Genomic DNA, 15,887 nt, shown 5'->3' on the forward strand with positions numbered 1-15,887 from the left:
TCCTCGTCGTCCGGGCAAGCCGGCGTACGACCGTGATCCGTATGTGATCAGTGCCCCGTAGTCTCCACCCGACCAGGGGATTCAAGGGATGCGCGACAAGGCGGGGGAAACGCATGACATACCGGCGGGCGGCGATACCAGCACTGATCGGAGGAGTGCTGCTTACGGCGCTTCTGTGGTGGGCGGGGACGAGTGCACACGCACTGCATCTGCCGGGTGCCTCCGGCGCGCTGGGCGGCCGGGCCGCCGCTGAGCTCGAACACTGGCTCACACCCTGGTCGTACGACCCTCCGGCCGCGGTTCGGTACAGCGCCGGGGCGTCGGGCGGGATCGGGGACACGGCCGGGACCGATGGCTCTCGCTACCTCGCGCTGTACGCGACCGCGCTGCAGATCCGGTTCGTTGCGGTCTTCGCGTTCTTCGTGCCCGGGGCGTTGCTTCTGGTCCGAAGGCTGCCGCCGGTGCGGGGCCGGATGCTTGCCGCGCTGCTTGTGGTGTGGGCGTGGGGCCTGGTTGCCGGGACCCTGGCGGTGACTGTCTCGGCACCGTGGCTGATCGCCGCGCAGGGGCACGGCAGTTACCGCTTCCTGCCGCAGCTGGCCAGTGTGATCTCCTCGGGTCGGCAGATCCTGGTGGTGACCGCGTTGGTCGCGGCGGCGGGGACGGTGCTCGCGGCGCGGGTCACCGCCAAGGGTGCCGGTCCGCTGCCGCAGGAGATCGTCCCGGCGCGCGGAGCCCGCCTGGCCGCCACCACCGGGACCGCGGTGATCGCACTGTCCCTGATGGTCCTCTCGTATCAGCCGGTCGCCGCCGCCATCCAGACGGTTTCCCCGGACGGCGGGCTGTTCGCCGAACCGGGCGACCTCCTGCGCCAGTGGCTGCTCCTCGGTGCCTGGGCGGGGCCGGCGGGCGCCCCGCTCGGCGACTGGCTGCTGTACCGGGTGGCCGACATGATGCTGCTCGTGCTGGTGTGGTGGGCCCTGCGGCGGTTGCCCGGACTGCTCACCCGAGCCACTGTCCCGGCGATGGCGGCGGGCGCGGTCTGCGTGACCGTCCTCGGGCTGCTGGTGAGCCAGCTGGTGCGGGTGGCCTTGGACGGATCGGGCGTGCGCTGGGATCTGATGTACCTGTCGGCCAGCATCGGTGGTGGCGTCCCGGCCGCCCTGACCTGGGGGCTGGTTGCGGGAGTTGTGGCTGCGGTGACGCTGCGGGTGGCGGTCGGGCGCGCGGAGAACGCTGATGGCACGGCTTCCGGCCAAGGTCCCGCTCCTCTCTAGCACTGCACGGTTGCTTGCGATTTTGACGCGCGGTGACACAGTGCCTGGTGTGCAGGTGACGTGGTGACCCCGGGTTGTCCCTGCGGGAGGGGAGCCGCTTGGGCGGCCGGCTGTGAGACCCAGCTGAGCGGAAGTTCAGACGGTTGGGCGGAGTCGTTCACCCCTGTTGTAGCCGTCGTCGGAGGGCTTCCTGCTCTGAGGCTGTGGCCTGGGCATATCGGCCGCGATAGCGAGAGAGCGGTCGATGCCATCGCTGCTGCGTACCAGCCCGGCTTGTGAGGCGGGAGTACGTCGACTGGACCCTGGTCGAGGGATTCGACGCGCAGGCGGCCGGTGGGGCAATGCACGCTGATTTCCACGACTTCTTCCCAGAAGCCCCCCACCGAGTACGGCCGGTTGATGCATCACGCTATGTGAGGCATACCTGGGTCTACCCGGTGCTCCCTCGGGCGGCGGAGGAAGGTCGTTCAAGCGGGCGACGCCGCGCCGAGCCCGTCGATGCGACGTTCAGAACATGACCACTGATCTACGGACGAAGGAGCCTCGGCGCACGTGGGGGCGGCAGCCGTGGCGCCGAGTGGACTGGACAGCGCTGCTCTGGGCAATGGTGTACGCCGGATTCGGGCTGGTCTGCGCACTGAACGGGACTCACCTGTTCCACCAGGTCGGCATCCTGGGACCGTCTGCGTCAGGGTGGGCGGTCACGGCAGTGGGGACGCTGGCGGCGCTGACCTGTGCGGCGGTATCCCGATACGGGCTGCGGCCCGCGCTGCGGGCGCTGCTGTGGACGGTGTGCGGCCTGGCCGGGCTCGCCGCGTTCGGCCTGCTCATGGATGTGATCACGCTGATGTTCGGCCAGGGCGTGGACAGTTGGGCCTGCGCTGCGAACCACGCGCTGGCGGCAGCCGGGGCGCTCCTGCTCGCGGTCACCGCCCGCTCCGATCGGCCCCTACTCGTCGCGGCCGCTGTCCCGGCGCGCTCTGCCGCGCCCCGGCTCGTTCAGTTCGCCGCGTGTGCCGGCACGGTTGCCTTCCTCCCGTATGCGGCGATGAAACAGATCTGGGCCTTCGGCGGCACCTTCGCCGGCATATCCGGCGCGGAGATGCGCGCGATCTCCAAGCGCAACGGTGCCTCGGGGATCTGGCTCACCTTGGAGTCCTGGGGCCTGGATGCCACCATGCTGCTGGCCGCACTCGGCGTCTTCCTGCTGTGGGGCCTCGTCCGCCCCTGGGGTCAGGTTTTCCCCCGCTGGACGCCGTTCCTGCACGGTCGTCGCGTCCCACGCCGACTTCCCCTGGCACCGGCCCTGATCGGTGCCGCCACCCTCGCCCCGTACGGTGTGTTCGGCCTCGGCTACGCGACGTTGGCCACGATGGACGTGGTGACGATACGGAGCGGCGATTTCCACTCGCCGCAGGACGCGCTCCTAGTCACTTGGATCGGCATGGCCGCATTCGCGGTGTACGGATGCGCGTTGACGGTGGCGGCTCGCTCGTATTGGGTGCGGACCCGTCACCTACCCGCCGACACTGACTCAGTGTGACCGATGGGGAATCTCAACCCAACTGGCCACCAGCACAGGCCGGCCAAAACCTCCCTGGGCAGAACACCCAGCTCGCTGGCGGTCGGTGGGGCCGACCTTGCCGGGCGAGCGGTTGAAGACGAACTCGCCGGAGTTGGGCACATGCTGGGCAGCCTCGTCGAAGCAGCCCCGGACCATGCTGGAACATGGTTTGACGGGGTCTGGAACTTGGGGGACTACCCCGAGATGAGTGACGCCACCGTCGCGTGGTGGTATTCGGTGTTCAGTTTCGGACCGCCGCTTCTCCTGATCGGCCTGACTGTGCTGTGGCTGGACCGCCGCGGTATGACGCCGCCACTGTTCATCTCGTGGGCCATGGTGGCGTGGGTCGTCGTCGGCTTCGTGGTCGACGGGCCCTCGCCCTCGCGGTGGGGTTTGGAGCGGTAGATCTGCTGGCGTGACGCGCGTGCAACTGACGGACGCAGAATGGGAGTTCATCGGGCCGTACTTGCCGATTGGCAAGTACGGCCCCTCGGCCTGGGTGCGCTTGGGGCCCAGGGCCCCAAGCCCTTCCGGGTGGACTTCGCGCGCGGCGAGCAACTGCTGCTGTACACCGATGGCGTCACCGAGGCGCGCGACGACCGCGGCCGGTTCTACCCGCTCGCCGAGCGCGCGCACTTACTGAAGGATCCGGACGCGCACCACGCCCTGCAGACGCTGCGCGAGGACCTGGTCCAGCATGTCGCCGGTCCGGCCCACGACGACGCAGCGATGCTCCTGCTGCGCTACCACGGTCATGTTGATGGTCATGAACAGGGAAATCTGCCCGTGCTGAGTGAGTGAGCAGGGGCTTCGGCACGATAGAAAGGATGTATGCCGGAGCATGAGACCCGCCTCGAGGCCACGGACGACGTCGATGCGGTCACCCGTGCGGTGCTGACCGCGTCGCGCCTGCTGGTGGCGGTCTCCGCCCGCTCACTGGCCGCGGTGGAGGAACGGGTGACCCTGCCGCAGTTCCGGATGCTGGTCGTGCTGTCCACACGCGGCGCCACCAAACTCGTCGCGCTCGCCGACCTGCTCCAGGTCGCGCCCTCGACGGCGATGCGCATGGTCGACCGGCTGATCGCCGCCGGGCTCGCCGACCGGCAGACCAACCCCGAAAACCGCCGCGAGACCCTGCTCCAGCTCACCGAGGAGGGCCGGCGCACCGTCGAGGACGTCACCGCCCGGCGCCGCTCCGAGATTGCCGCGATCGTCGAACGGCTCACCCCGACGCAGCGGCTGGCGCTCATCGAGGCGCTGACCGCGTTCAACGAGGCAGGGGGAGAGCCGCTGGCCCCGGCGCTGGACGATCAGGAGCTGCACCCGCTGGGCTGGGCAGTGGATGTCGCGGTCGCACCCGACGCCTGACGGTCCGGGGAACGGGTGATATCCAATCGGGGGGCGCGTCTTTTTCTCTCCCACCACGTTTTGCATAATGCAAGCGAATCGTGAAGGCGACGTGGCCTCACTGCTTCATCCCGGCAGCGCGGGCCATGCGTGTGTGTCCGGCACTGGGAAATGCGGATCATCGGTCCGCGCCGCCAGGATGTGAGACGGCAGACGGATGCCGAGCGACTACGGAAGAACGCCGGGAGTGGATACGCACATGCGCCGACCACCCCTACCCCCGCCCGCGCAGGAGCCGCATCTTATGGACCACGTCCGGGCCGTGGTCTGGGGGCCGGCGGAGTTCGTCGGCCTGCCGCCGTGGTGGCTGACCGGGGAAGGGCTCCTCGCCGGAGTGCTCGCGGCGGGCGCCATCGTCGGCACCGCGATCGCCGGTGCCTGGTACGGAGTTCCCGGGATGGCGCACGGCGAAGCCGGCCTGGTGTGTGCCGCCGCGCTCGCTCTCTATCTCAGCGTGGTGCGGGCCGGACGGGCACTGATCGGCATCGTCGCCGTCCTCGGAGTGTGCCTGGCGCTCCAGACGCCCCAGGCGGCTGCGGGCGTGGTCCTGGCGGAGCGGGGACGCGTGGAGTCGGCGATGGTGACATCGGTGGAGGGCGGGGCAGCGGTCGGCTCCGGCCGTGGCCGCTATCTCTGCTCGGTGGCCGACCGGGATGGCGTCCCGCTCAGCGTCCGCATCTGGCGGGGCTGCGGGCAGACCACCCGCCCGGGTGACGCGCTCGCTGTCGTGTACGACCCGAAGGGGCGGGTGCCGCCGCGCGGTGTGGAAGCCGGAGCGTCCTGGATACGGCCCATTCGTGATCTGGGTGGTTGGGCCGCCGCACTCATCGCCGCGTGCGCGGTCGCGATCGTACGCTCCTACCGGCTCTCCCACACCGCGTCCCGTCCGGGTTCTGCCGCACCCTCGGCGTCGGGAGCGGGTGCGTCCGACCGCGACGGGGCCGGCCGCCTGTGATCATCCGGACGTCGGGGTGGGGGGCGGGGAGGCCAAGCCGCCGTAGTAGTTCGGCAGGTCCTGGCGCGGGCTCAGGGCGACGAGCAGAACCGAGGTCGAGCACGGCGACGAGGTCGACCAGGGGGTCTATGTGTCACGCCAGTTCGCGGCCGCCGCAGAAGCTCGACCGAACACCATGGGCAGAGAGCGTGCCCAGGCCATCGCTGCCGGGCTACCGGAAAGCGAGCGCGAACTCGCCCACCATCTGATGCAGTTCGCTGCCTGATCCGGCCTGCAACGGCCGAACGTGAGCGTCCGTGGCGCAAGCCCGGCCCGACGCTCACCCAAGGGCTACTGCGCTGCCGACTCGTCGACCACCCACGACAAGTAAGCCTCAGACCCGCCGGTGATGGGGAGGGTAATCCACTCCGGCACCTCGTAGCTGTGTTCCCCGGCCACCCACGCTTCAAGTTCCGGCAGTCGGTCCGTGGTCGTCTTGTATGAGATGCGCCATTCCGTGGCGGTCTCGATGGCACCCTTCCAGCGGTAGACCGCTGTGAACGGCTGGTCGATGTGGGCGCAAGCCGCCAGTCGGCTCTCAACCGCGCCGTGCGCCAGCGCCTTCGCCTTGTTCTCGTCGTCGATGGTCGTCTGAGCAATCACGATCTCGCTGGCCATGCAATGCCCTCTCCTGGTCGGTGTGCTGCGACCCTACCTAGCCGAATGCGCGCCCTCGAGGCCGTCCGGTTGTATCGGTACCTTGGCGAAGGGGTCGGGCTTTTTCTGCCGTGCGGGGGCGCACGTACACGCGGCGACGAGTGGCGGTGTGCGCACTGCGATCGCCTCCAGCGGTCCGGAGTCGTGCACGAGTACGGGCGCGAGACGCCGACGGATCCTGCGTGCCGAAAGGTCGTGGCCTGCATCCGGTGCGGCCACGAATGCGCGTGGGTCCGGCACGAGAACCGCCTCGTCGCGGTGGACGGCCTCCCGGAGGGGCAGCGGCCGGACTATGCCACGTACTACCGCAGGGCCACGCCCTGTGACTTCGCACAGACCTGCGGCCGGTGCGGCGAGACCGACAGCGACGTCGTCACCGAGCACGACTGGGATTACCCCCATGGTGGGGCGGCAGATGCCGACGATGCGGCGTGCGGTGGGTCGACGACGGGGACTGACCGGCTGTGCCGTCCGTCTCAGATGCGGGCCGGCGGTGAATCGTCTTCCCGGCCCCGTAGGAGACGCGATATCCGCTCCGCTTTCGGCGCACCCGCGCGAGTCATTCCGATGGACGTGAACGTCGCCGCTACCACCGTGGCGGTGGCGGTGAACGCGATCACCAGCCAGACACCCCCGACAGGCGCGTTCGTCTGCGGTCTGGCGAAGTCGCCGGACACCGCGTACACCACGAGCCGGTCTCCTACCTCCGCATCGGCGGGGCATGCCTTCGCCACTGGGATGAAGTCCGACTCCCTGAGGCTCCGCCGCAGTTCCGTACCGTCGAGTCCCTCCAGCGAGCACTCCCACCAGGACCTGGTGACCTTCCCCGTCGGCGCGTTCCTCTCATGCCGGACGACCTTGGTGACGACGGTCTCCTGCGGCTTGCCCCACACATCGAGGATGGCCTGGTCGAGAAACGCCAGCAACCCCACGGCCAGCAGACACTCCGCGATCGCGGCCACCCCTAGGTGCCAAGGATCAAGACGGATGAAACACACGGAGATCAGCGCGAATCCCGCGCCGAGGAGCGACAGCGTCGCCACGACGGCCACCGCCGGATGAGGCCACCACATCGGAACGAGCACCGCCGCGACCACGGCCAGCCCGCAGGTCAGCACCGAAGCAGTGACCCCCAACAGAGCACCGGCCACCCACAACCTTGGTCTTCCGCTCACCGTCACCTCCCCAATGCCCCAGCGTTCCTTGTGCCTTCATTCCCGGCACACGGTCGACTCTCCCACGTCCGACCGAACCGCATGTCACGGCAGCGCAAGGGCCACTCGCCGCTGTGCCGGCACGCCCACGAACGCGCGGTCGTGGCCGGCGACGACCTCCCAGTGATTCCTGGCAATGGCAGGACACCATCCGCGAGCTCAGGCGCAGGGCCGCGAGATCTCACGCCGTGACCAGCCCTGGCGAACCGACTTCTTGACCCACTGGCGGCCTTGGACGTGCCTCCCGGACGTCCCGTCGGCGATGACGCAAGCGACTCCTCCTCCAACTGGGGAGAGCGCTCGGCGACGTTGGCTTGGGGACTGCAGTCGGCGTGCACTGATTGGTAAGCGGTCGGGGCTGGTGAACTCGTCCTCGGGCCCGGTGTCCAGACCAACCGCGTGAAGTTCAAGAGCGAGGGCCGTCGACGGATCATGGTCATCGGCACGCAAGTCGCGGGGGAAGCCACGACCTGGGGCATCGATCCATCGAACGAGTCTGGAACACCGAGGGCCACGACCCCGAACGGCTGCAGAACGCATGCGGGAGAGCAGCCGATGAAACGGCATCCGACGCTTCGCCGCAGATCGGAGAACTGATCCGCCTGATCAAGATGGACATGCATGCCGGGCTGACAGGCTCAGCCCGCAGATCCTCGGCGCCACCGGGCCAGTCACCGCCACAGCCCCCGATCCACGCGAAGGAGCCGCCGGTCACCCCGGTCGCCGGTGCGGCTCCCCGGTCGATCAGGGTCACGGGCGCTCCACAGCGCGCCAGGTGGTACGCCGCGGACGCGCCGACGATCCCGGCGCCGACCACGACGACGGGCATGCCCCGGCCCTCCTCGCCGGTCAGATCACACAGCCCACATGCGCCAGCGCCTGCTTCAGCAGCACCCCGTGCCCGCCCGGCATCTCGCTCTGCACCGCCGGCGACAGGGCCTCCTGCGGGCTGAACCAGACCAGGTCGAGGGCGTCCTGGCGGGGGCGGCAGTCGCCGGTGACCGGGACGACGTAGGCGAGGGAGACCGCGTGCTGGCGCGGGTCGTGGTACGGCGTGATGCCCTGCGTCGGGAAGTACTCCGCGACGGTGAACGGCTGCAGGGAGGTCGGGACGCGGGGGAGCGCCACCGGGCCGAGGTCCTTCTCCAGGTGGCGCAGGAGGGCGTCGCGGACGCGCTCGTGGTGCAGCACGCGGCCGGAGACCAGGGTCCGGCTGACCGTTCCGTCCGGTCCCATGCGCAGTAGGAGGCCGACGCTGGTGACCTCGCCGCTGTCGTCGACGCGCACGGGCACGGCCTCGACGTACAGGATCGGCATGCGGGCGCGTGCCATCTCCAGCTCGTCGGGGGACAGCCAGCCGGGCGTGGTTTCGGTCATGTCAGACATTGCTTGATCATACTTTCCGGGAATTGCGAACGCTCAGTCGCGGTGCTGACGGGATTCGGGGGCGGGAGCAGAGGCAGAGGCGGGAATGGGTTCGGGTGGGGGGAATCCGTAGAGGCGGTGGGCGTTGTCGCCGGCCGCCCACGCCGCGATCCGCAGCGCGTCGGGCAGGCTCAGTTCGTCGGCGTCCACCCGGTCCTGGAGCAGGTCGCCCAGGCCGCGGCGGAACGCCAGTGCGCCGAGCCGGTAGAACTCGGCCAGACCGTATGCGTCGGAGCTGTACAGCAGCTTGCGGAACGGGGTGATCTCCAGGGCCTCCGCCAGGATCGCCCTGGACCGGGCGGGGCCGACATGGTGCAGGGTGAGGCCCACGTCCAGGTACACCTGCTCGAAGACCGCTGCCAGGTAGGCGGCCTGGCGCTGGTACGGCCAGCAGTGCAGGAGCAGGACGGGGATCGTGCCCTTGGTGAGGTGCAGCCAGTCCGTCAGATGGGTGGGGTCCACACGGTGCAGGCGGATGTCGTTGTCGCCGAATCCGGTGTGCAGCTGGAGGGGGAGTCCCAGGTCGACCGCCGTCCACAGCAGGTGCCGTACGAGGACCGGGTCGGTCAGCCGGCCGCCGGCCGCCGACCAGTGCCGGGCCGCCTCGGTGACCTCCGCGGCCGACGGGCGCGCCGGGTCCAGGTCGAAGCCGGTGCGGTAGGCGGCCACCGACTTCACGGCCACCACGCCCGGACGCCGTACGGCTTCCTCGGCGGCCGTGCGGAAGGCGGTGGTGTAGGCGTCCGGCTCGACTCCCTCGGTCATCACTGCTTCGGCGATCGTTTCCAGCCGTACGACCTCGTAGGCGGTCGCGTCGGCGGTGTACGCCAGTTCCGCGGGTGTGGTGATGCGGTGCGGGGTGTAGCCGGTGTCGACGCAGAATGTCCCGGTTCCGGCGGCGGCCAGGAACCGGCGGTTCACCTCGTGCGCGCCGAGCTCCGCACGCCGGGTCAGGTAGGCATCGGCGGGGGCGTGGCGCGGCAGATCGAGCAGGGGTGCGCAGTGGCGGCGTACGGCTACGCCGGCCGGGGTGTCGAAGGGCGAGATGCCGGGCCAGGGCTCGCCCTCGGTGAGCAGCGACTCGAAGCCGTCCCTGTCCAGGCCGGCGGTGACGACCCCGTGGCAGTGATGGTCCACCAGCGGCAGCGCGGCGAGGGCCTCGTGGACCGGGCCTGTGGCGCTCATGTCAGTACTTCCAGCGGTACGTCGCGGCCACCTGGTCGTCGTCCAGCCCGGCGACGGCGGTGAGCTCGCCCTGTCGTACGGCGATCACGGCGTCGGCGAGGACCGGGCCCAGCGCGGCACGCAGCGGCTCGCTCGCGCGGAACTCCTCGACGGCCTCGCCCAGCGAGGTAGGCAGCCTGCGCACGCCCCGGGCCGCCGCCTCCTCCGCGCCCAGATGTGCCGGATCGCCGGTGATCTCCTCCGGCAACCGCGCGCCCGACGTCAGTCCGTCCAGTCCGGCGGCGATCAGGCAGCCGAGGGCGAGGTACGGGTTGGCCGCCAGGTCCACCGGCTTGACCTCGAGGTTGGCCGCCTGGGCACGGTGGCCCGCCGTGCCGGTGACGACGCGCAGACCGGCCTCGCGCGTCTCCCGGCCCCAGGCCGTGAACACCCCGGCCCACTGGGAGGGTTTGAGGCGCAGATAGCTGGCCGGGCTCGGTGCGGTCACCGCCGTGAGGGCGGGGAGGTGGGCGAGGATGCCGGCCGCGAAGGACTCGGCCTCGGGGCGCATGCCGTGGCGGCGGTCACCGCCCGCGTGGAGGTTCACGCCGTCGCGCCACGCGGAGAGGTGGACATGGCCGCCGTTGCCGACGCCCTGCCCGAGGACCGCGGGGGCGAAGGACACCGCGAGCCCGTGACGCTGGGCCACCGCGCGGATCGTCTGCCGTACCAGCACGCTGCGGTCGGCCGCCGCCACCGGGTCGAGCGCGGCCACGGAGAGCTCGAACTGCCCTGCCGCGTACTCGGGATGGAGCTGGTCCACCTCCACGCCCTGCCGCGCGAGCGCCGCCAGCAGATCGGCCGTGCAGTCGCTCAACTCGACCTGGCGGATGGCGCCGTACGCCGGGCCCGTCACCGCCGGCACGAACTCGCCGTCAGCGCCGGGCGGTCGGCCGACGGCCCACTCGATCTCGATGCTCGCCATGAAGGTGATGCCGTGGTGGTCGGTGGCCTCCTGGACCGTCTGGCGCAGGAAGGTACGGCTGCACGCGGGATGCCGCTCGCCCTCCTGGGTGATCCGGTCGACCGGCGCCCACGCCCAGCCGGGCTGCCCGGACAGCTCCGCCAGCTGGTCCAGGTCGGGGTAGAGGCGCAGATCGCCGTCCGGGGAGCCGAGGACGTCGGTGGTGACGATGGAGTCGCCCGCCAGGAAGGTGTCGAACACCGGCGACATCCCGACGCCCCACGCCGCCGCCGAGGCGAGCTTCGCCGTCGGGATCGTCTTCACCCGGCCGATGCCCGCCGTGTCGACGTAGGCCAGGACAATCCCGTGCACGCCCCGCCCGGACAGCTCACCGCTCAGCGCGGTGGCCCGTTCGACGTCACCGGGACGTCCTCCCGGGACGGGGTCGGCAAGGGTGGTCATACGCTCTCCTCGGCGAGCTCGGCCGGTCCGCGCCGGTCCGGGCGGTCCCTGCTGGGCGTCAGGGTTTCACGGCCACCGCGCCGTACTGCGGCACCGGGGCGGGCGAGCCCGGGGCGCGCCACTGCGAGCAGGACACCATGCCCGGCTCCAGCAGCTCCAGCCCGTCGAAGAAGGCGGCGATGTCCGTGCCGCTGCGGGCCGTGATCGGCGGCGTGGCGTTCTCGTTCCAGAACTTCATCGCGGGGATCTGGCCCTCGCCGCCGAGTTCGGAGTCGAAGGTCGGGTGCGTCAGGACCAGGAGGCTGCCGGAGGGGACCGCGGCCAGGACGCGCCGCACGATCTCGCGGGCCTTGTCGTAGTCCAGGACGAAGTTGAGGATACCGAGCATCATCACCGCGACGGGCTCGGTGAAGTCCAGGGTCTGCCCAGCGCGTTCGATGATGGCGTCCGGGTCGTGCACATCGGCGTCGATGTAGGCGGTGACGCCCTCGCGGGTGCCGGTGAGCAGCGTGCGGGCGTGCACGAGGACGATCGGGTCGTTGTCGACGTACACGATCCGCGAGTCGGGCGCGACGAGCTGGGCGATCTCGTGGGTGTTCTCCGCCGTGGGCAGCCCGGTGCCGATGTCCAGGAACTGCCGTACGCCCCGCTCCTCGGCCACGAAGCGCACCGCCCGGCCGAGGAACTCGCGGTCCGCGCGGGCGATGTCCCGGATGATCGGGAACATCCCGGCGACGTGCTCGCCGACCTGCTGGTCGACCTCGTAGTTGTCCTTGCCGCCGATCCAGTAGTTCCACACGCGCGCGTTGTGCGCCACACCGGTGTTCAGCTTCGCCGACCCGCCCGACGGGGTGTGGCCATCACTCACGATTCGTCCTCTCCTCGCACGCACGACCGAAACCGGCCATCGCCGCCATTGTGCCGTTCCGTTGATCACGTTGTCCCGGGAATCGGCAGAGCGGTGAAGGAGGTTGGCGCAGGAGAGGGGGAGTGCCGTGGCCGTCACTCGATCTCGGACGGAGCCGGCTTGGGCGTCCGTCCGGCCAGGACGTCCTTCAGACGCTGGGTGCCCTGCTTGACTGCCTGCTCGACGGAGTCGTGCTCGTCCCCGTCGAGGCCGCCCGCCGTGACGGTGATCGCGTCGTTGCCGACGCGTACGGCGGCGACATCCAGCGTCAGCGTGGCCTCCTCGCCCCCGGTCATGCCCTGCACCGTCACGCGCAGGCCCTCACGGGCGTCGCCCACGTCGGGCAGCTTGGTCTCGATGACCTGGACGGTGCGCTCCTCGCCGTCCTCGGTCATGGTGAACCGGTCGCACTCGTCCGGCAGTTTCGCCATCCAGTCCAAGGAGTCCTGGGGGTCGCTCCGGTCGTAGGAGGCGACCTGGTACAGCAGTCGCGAGTTGTCCTGCGTGAAGCCGCGCAGCGCGTTCGCTCCGGACGGCTTGCCCAGGAGGTCGTCGTCGTAGAGCGAGTCCATGAGCCGCTGGCAGTCGGCGGCGTCCGCCTTGGCGGTGAGGAAGTCGGAGACGTCGACCTTGCCGATGAGCAGGCTGTCGTGCCAGTTCTCGGCCTCCGTGTCCTTGACCTGCGTCCAGTCGTCCTCGATGTCCGCCTCGGTGATCAGCGCGGCGTCCGCGCCGGACTCGGTGAGGGTGGGCGTGGGAGAGGCGGTCGGCTGCTTCCTGGCGACCGGTGAGGCGGTGACGCCCGAGGCCCGTGAGCCGTCCTGGTCGCCGTCGTCCGAGCAGGCGGACGTGGCCAGGAGCGCGCCTGCCGCCAGGGCCGAGGAGAGGACGCGGGCGAGTCGGGACGAACGACGGGTCATCGGGAGTGCCTCCTGAGAACGTGACGTGTGTCCTCAGCGCACCACCGGATCCGACGGCCCACCAGCGGTGCCGGACCGTTCGAGTGAGCCGTCGGGAGTGCCGGCGCCTCAGGCGCCGGGCTGCCCGTACCCGTGCTGCCAGGCCCAGGCGGCGATCTCGACGCGGTTCCTGGCGGACAGTTTGAGCTGGACGCTGGACAGGTGCGTCTTGACCGTGGACAGGGAGACGTACAGCTCGGCGGCGATCTCGGCGTTCGTACGGCCGAGGGCGACCAGCCGGACGACGTCGAGCTCGCGGTCGGTGAGGGGCTCCGTGGGCGGGGCGGGCTTCGCCGGGGCGGCGGCGACGGCCTGCGGGGCGGTGACGTGCTTGAGCAGGCGGACCGTGACCGACGGCGAGACCAGCGAGTCACCGGCCGCGGCGGCGCGGACCGCCTCCGCGAGGAGGGTGGGCCCCGAGTCCTTCAGCAGGAACCCGCACGCGCCGCCGCGCAGCGCCCCGTACACGTACTCGTCGAGGTCGAACGTCGTCACCACGACCACCCGCATCGGGTCCGCCACCTCCGGACCCGCCAGCAGCCGTGTCGCTGCCAGGCCGTCCAGCTTCGGCATCCGGATGTCCAGCAGACACACGTCCGGCCGCTCCCGCCGGGCCAGCGCCACCGCCTCCTCGCCGTCGGCTGCCTCGGCGACCACGGTGATGTCGGGCTGGGCGTCGAGGAAGAAGCGGAAGCCGGTGCGGACCATCTCCTGGTCGTCGGCGATGAGGACGCGGATGGGCGCGCCCGGCGGGGGCGGGAGGGTCATGGCTCCGATCATGCCTTACGGGGTTCACGCAGGGGCCCGCGCCCAGCTGTGTGTAGCCAGGTGTGGGTGGGCCCCTCGGCGGTCAGTGGCTCTCAGTCGGCGGTCTGTGCGGGGTCCGCCGTCACCTTCCGCAGCAGCGGTCGGCTGCCGGAGATCGCGGCGAACATGGCGAGCGCGCCGACGACGACACAGACGACGAGTTCGATCGCCCCGGAAGTGTTGATCGTGGCGCCGGCCGCCTTGTTGAGCTGGTAGGAGCCGTAGGCCCCCATGGCGGTGGTGCCGCCGGCCAGGACGACCAGGGGAATGACGGTTTCCCGCACCCGCGCCCGGTCCAGCACCTTCAGCGGGGTTCCCGCCAGCCGCAGCAGGCCGTAGACGCGGCGTCGGTCGAGGACGTTCGCGGCGGCGGTCAGGCCGGCGGAGGTGGCGGCGACGAGGAAGCTCAGCGCCAGGGTGCCGATGGTCACGGCGTCCAGGCGGTCGAAGGTGGCCTTGTCCGAGCCGCCGGCGTAGTCCTGGCCGTAGGGGAACCGGCCTGCCCCGAGCGGGGTGAGGGCGGTGACGGCCGTGTCCAGCTGCTCCTGGCCGCCCTCGACGTGGGCGATGACGCCGGATCCGCCGCCGAGGAGGTTGTCGTAGGCGTCGGTGGGGCCGGTGGTGACGGTCGCGGTCACGCCCGCCCGGTGCAGCAGGGTGCGCGCCTCGGCGGCGGTGTGCCGGGCTTCAAAGGCGTGGCCCGTGGTCACCGCGACCTGGCCCCGGTACTGGGATGTGTCGGCGCCGAGGAGGCTGACGGCAAAGAACCCGGCGGCGAACCCGGCCAGCACCAGTCCGCTGACGGTGCGCCAGGCGCCGCGCGGGTCGTCGCTGAGCCGACGGCCGGCCAGCAGGGTCGCCGGACGCTTGGCGAACCGGCTCACCAGGCGGCCGAGCCGGTCCACCACCCAGGGGCCGAACAGCCAGAAAGCGCCGTAGAACAGCAGGAGCAGGGCGACGGCCTGCTCCGCCTGCAGGCCCCCGCCGCTGAACATGAAGATGACGGCCAGGGCCGCCGCGAAGAAGGCGAGGCGGATCATGCGGGTGCGCCGGGGGTTGGCCTGCTGGGCGACGCCGAGGGGCGAGGTGGCGACCTGGCGCAGCATCGAGACCGCGCTGACGGTGATGAGGGCGGTGACTGCGGCCACCACCGTCGCCAGCCAGGGCGATCCGACCCACAACGTGTCGACGTACCAGGTGCCCACACCGAACGGCACCTGAGCGAGCGCGGGCAGCGACGCCACGTACGTGAGCGCACCGGTCAGCGCCCCGGCCGCGCCGAGCGCCACCGCTTCCAGGGCGGTCATGGCGATGATCTGGCGCGGGGTCGCGCCGGCCAGCCGCAGGGCGGCGAGCCGCTGCTCGCGCCGGGCCGCGCCGAGGCGTCCGGCAGCTGCCGACAGCACGACGACGGGCATCGCGAGCAGGACGACACCCAGGACGGCGATTCCCTGGTCGCCGGCGGTGAACATACTCGCCGTGTCGCCGCCGAACCCGGAGATCTCCGCGCGCTCCATCTGCGCCATGTCGAACCAGGAGGAGGTGTCCCCGGCGGCCTTCGAGACGGCCGGGTCGGTCGGCGTCCGGCCGACGACGGCGACGAGTTCGTCGGGGGAGGCGAGACCGGCGGTGCCGATCGTGCCGTAGGACTTCACCTTCGGGAAACGGCCGGCGAGTTGGTTCGCGGGCAGCTTGTGCAGCAGCTCGGCCAGGGCGGGGGACACGTACACCTCGCCCTGCTTCGGGAAGGAGCTCAGGCCGGGCGGCGCCGGGGTCTGCTTGCGGCCGGAGAGCTGGGCCAGGGAGACGACCGTGACGGGCTCGTGACGGACGTACGTCGTGGCGAGTGCCTGGACCGCGGTGGCCTGCTTGGCCGGTACGGCGTCCGGGGTGCGCCAGGTGGTGTGGTCGGCGCGGGTGCCGGCGCCGAGGGTGGCGGCGATGATCACCAGCATCACGAACGCGCCGACGGCCGCGGCCCCGGCCGCCAGGAGGTGGCTCTGCAGGCCGCGGCGGCCGGAGGATCTGGTCAGGTGCCAGGTCAGGGGCAGGACGGGGGAACGCATGGAGGGCTCCGGGGGGAAGG

General features: G+C 71.0%; 15 protein-coding genes and 1 pseudogene. 6 read left to right on the plus strand and 10 right to left on the minus strand.

The genetic code is table 11. The annotated features are described in order from the left end of the window. The first annotated feature begins 113 nt into the window (after window positions 1–113). The 6 genes and pseudogenes from ADL12_RS05965 (at window position 114) to ADL12_RS05990 (ending at window position 5,203) form a co-directional block, all read left to right on the plus strand. The gene (locus tag ADL12_RS05965) at window positions 114–1,277 is read left to right on the plus strand and encodes a hypothetical protein (RefSeq protein WP_062699265.1); all 1,164 of its coding nucleotides are present in this window, start codon (window positions 114–116) and stop codon (window positions 1,275–1,277) included. 514 nt (window positions 1,278–1,791) lie between these two features. Next, on the plus strand, window positions 1,792–2,820 hold the full coding sequence (locus ADL12_RS56140) for a hypothetical protein (protein ID WP_244187787.1): 1,029 nt from the start codon (window positions 1,792–1,794) through the stop codon (window positions 2,818–2,820). Between the two features lie 3 nt (window positions 2,821–2,823). Beyond that, window positions 2,824–3,246: a DUF6463 family protein gene (locus tag ADL12_RS05975; RefSeq protein ID WP_341846344.1), complete on the plus strand. Its 423-nt coding sequence runs from the start codon at window positions 2,824–2,826 to the stop codon at window positions 3,244–3,246. Between the two features lie 81 nt (window positions 3,247–3,327). After that, window positions 3,328–3,642, plus strand: a pseudogene (locus ADL12_RS05980) (SpoIIE family protein phosphatase); the annotation flags it as partial. Window positions 3,643–3,672: 30 nt separating this feature from the next. Next, window positions 3,673–4,209, plus strand: a complete 537-nt coding sequence (locus ADL12_RS05985; protein ID WP_062699272.1) for a MarR family winged helix-turn-helix transcriptional regulator — start codon at window positions 3,673–3,675, stop codon at window positions 4,207–4,209. Between the two features lie 283 nt (window positions 4,210–4,492). Continuing rightward, the gene (locus tag ADL12_RS05990) at window positions 4,493–5,203 is read left to right on the plus strand and encodes a hypothetical protein (protein WP_062699274.1); all 711 of its coding nucleotides are present in this window, start codon (window positions 4,493–4,495) and stop codon (window positions 5,201–5,203) included. A 330-nt stretch (window positions 5,204–5,533) separates the two neighbouring features. On the opposite strand, the gene cutA is transcribed toward ADL12_RS05990, so the two are convergent. The 10 genes from cutA to ADL12_RS06035 form a co-directional block, all read right to left on the minus strand. Next, window positions 5,534–5,860 carry a divalent-cation tolerance protein CutA gene (gene cutA, locus ADL12_RS05995; RefSeq protein ID WP_062699276.1) on the minus strand — a complete coding sequence of 109 codons (327 nt, stop codon included), beginning with the start codon at window positions 5,858–5,860 and terminating at the stop codon, window positions 5,534–5,536. A gap of 515 nt (window positions 5,861–6,375) precedes the next feature. Next, on the minus strand, window positions 6,376–7,074 hold the full coding sequence (locus ADL12_RS06000) for a hypothetical protein (protein WP_159053090.1): 699 nt from the start codon (window positions 7,072–7,074) through the stop codon (window positions 6,376–6,378). A 475-nt stretch (window positions 7,075–7,549) separates the two neighbouring features. Continuing rightward, window positions 7,550–7,942, minus strand: a complete 393-nt coding sequence (locus tag ADL12_RS57645) for an FAD-dependent oxidoreductase (protein WP_279617127.1) — start codon at window positions 7,940–7,942, stop codon at window positions 7,550–7,552. Window positions 7,943–7,962: 20 nt separating this feature from the next. Next, window positions 7,963–8,490, minus strand: coding sequence for an NUDIX hydrolase family protein (locus tag ADL12_RS06005; RefSeq protein ID WP_062699280.1), 528 nt, complete (start codon window positions 8,488–8,490; stop codon window positions 7,963–7,965). A 42-nt stretch (window positions 8,491–8,532) separates the two neighbouring features. Next, complete coding sequence (locus ADL12_RS06010; protein WP_062699282.1) at window positions 8,533–9,723, minus strand: amidohydrolase family protein; 1,191 nt, start codon at window positions 9,721–9,723, stop codon at window positions 8,533–8,535. Window position 9,724: 1 nt separating this feature from the next. Then, complete coding sequence (locus tag ADL12_RS06015) at window positions 9,725–11,128, minus strand: glutamine synthetase family protein (protein ID WP_062699284.1); 1,404 nt, start codon at window positions 11,126–11,128, stop codon at window positions 9,725–9,727. A gap of 58 nt (window positions 11,129–11,186) precedes the next feature. Then, complete coding sequence (locus ADL12_RS06020) at window positions 11,187–11,996, minus strand: SAM-dependent methyltransferase (protein ID WP_062699286.1); 810 nt, start codon at window positions 11,994–11,996, stop codon at window positions 11,187–11,189. Window positions 11,997–12,130: 134 nt separating this feature from the next. Beyond that, the gene (locus ADL12_RS06025) at window positions 12,131–12,955 is read right to left on the minus strand and encodes a hypothetical protein (protein ID WP_062699288.1); all 825 of its coding nucleotides are present in this window, start codon (window positions 12,953–12,955) and stop codon (window positions 12,131–12,133) included. Window positions 12,956–13,063: 108 nt separating this feature from the next. Further along, entirely contained in the window at window positions 13,064–13,762 is a 699-nt protein-coding gene (locus ADL12_RS06030) for a response regulator transcription factor (protein WP_062699397.1), read from the minus strand. Window positions 13,763–13,854: 92 nt separating this feature from the next. Next, on the minus strand, window positions 13,855–15,867 hold the full coding sequence (locus tag ADL12_RS06035; RefSeq protein ID WP_062699291.1) for an FtsX-like permease family protein: 2,013 nt from the start codon (window positions 15,865–15,867) through the stop codon (window positions 13,855–13,857). Window positions 15,868–15,887 lie beyond the last annotated feature (20 nt).

The sequence above is a fragment of the Streptomyces regalis genome (assembly GCF_001509475.1).
Classification (GTDB): domain Bacteria; phylum Actinomycetota; class Actinomycetes; order Streptomycetales; family Streptomycetaceae; genus Streptomyces; species Streptomyces regalis.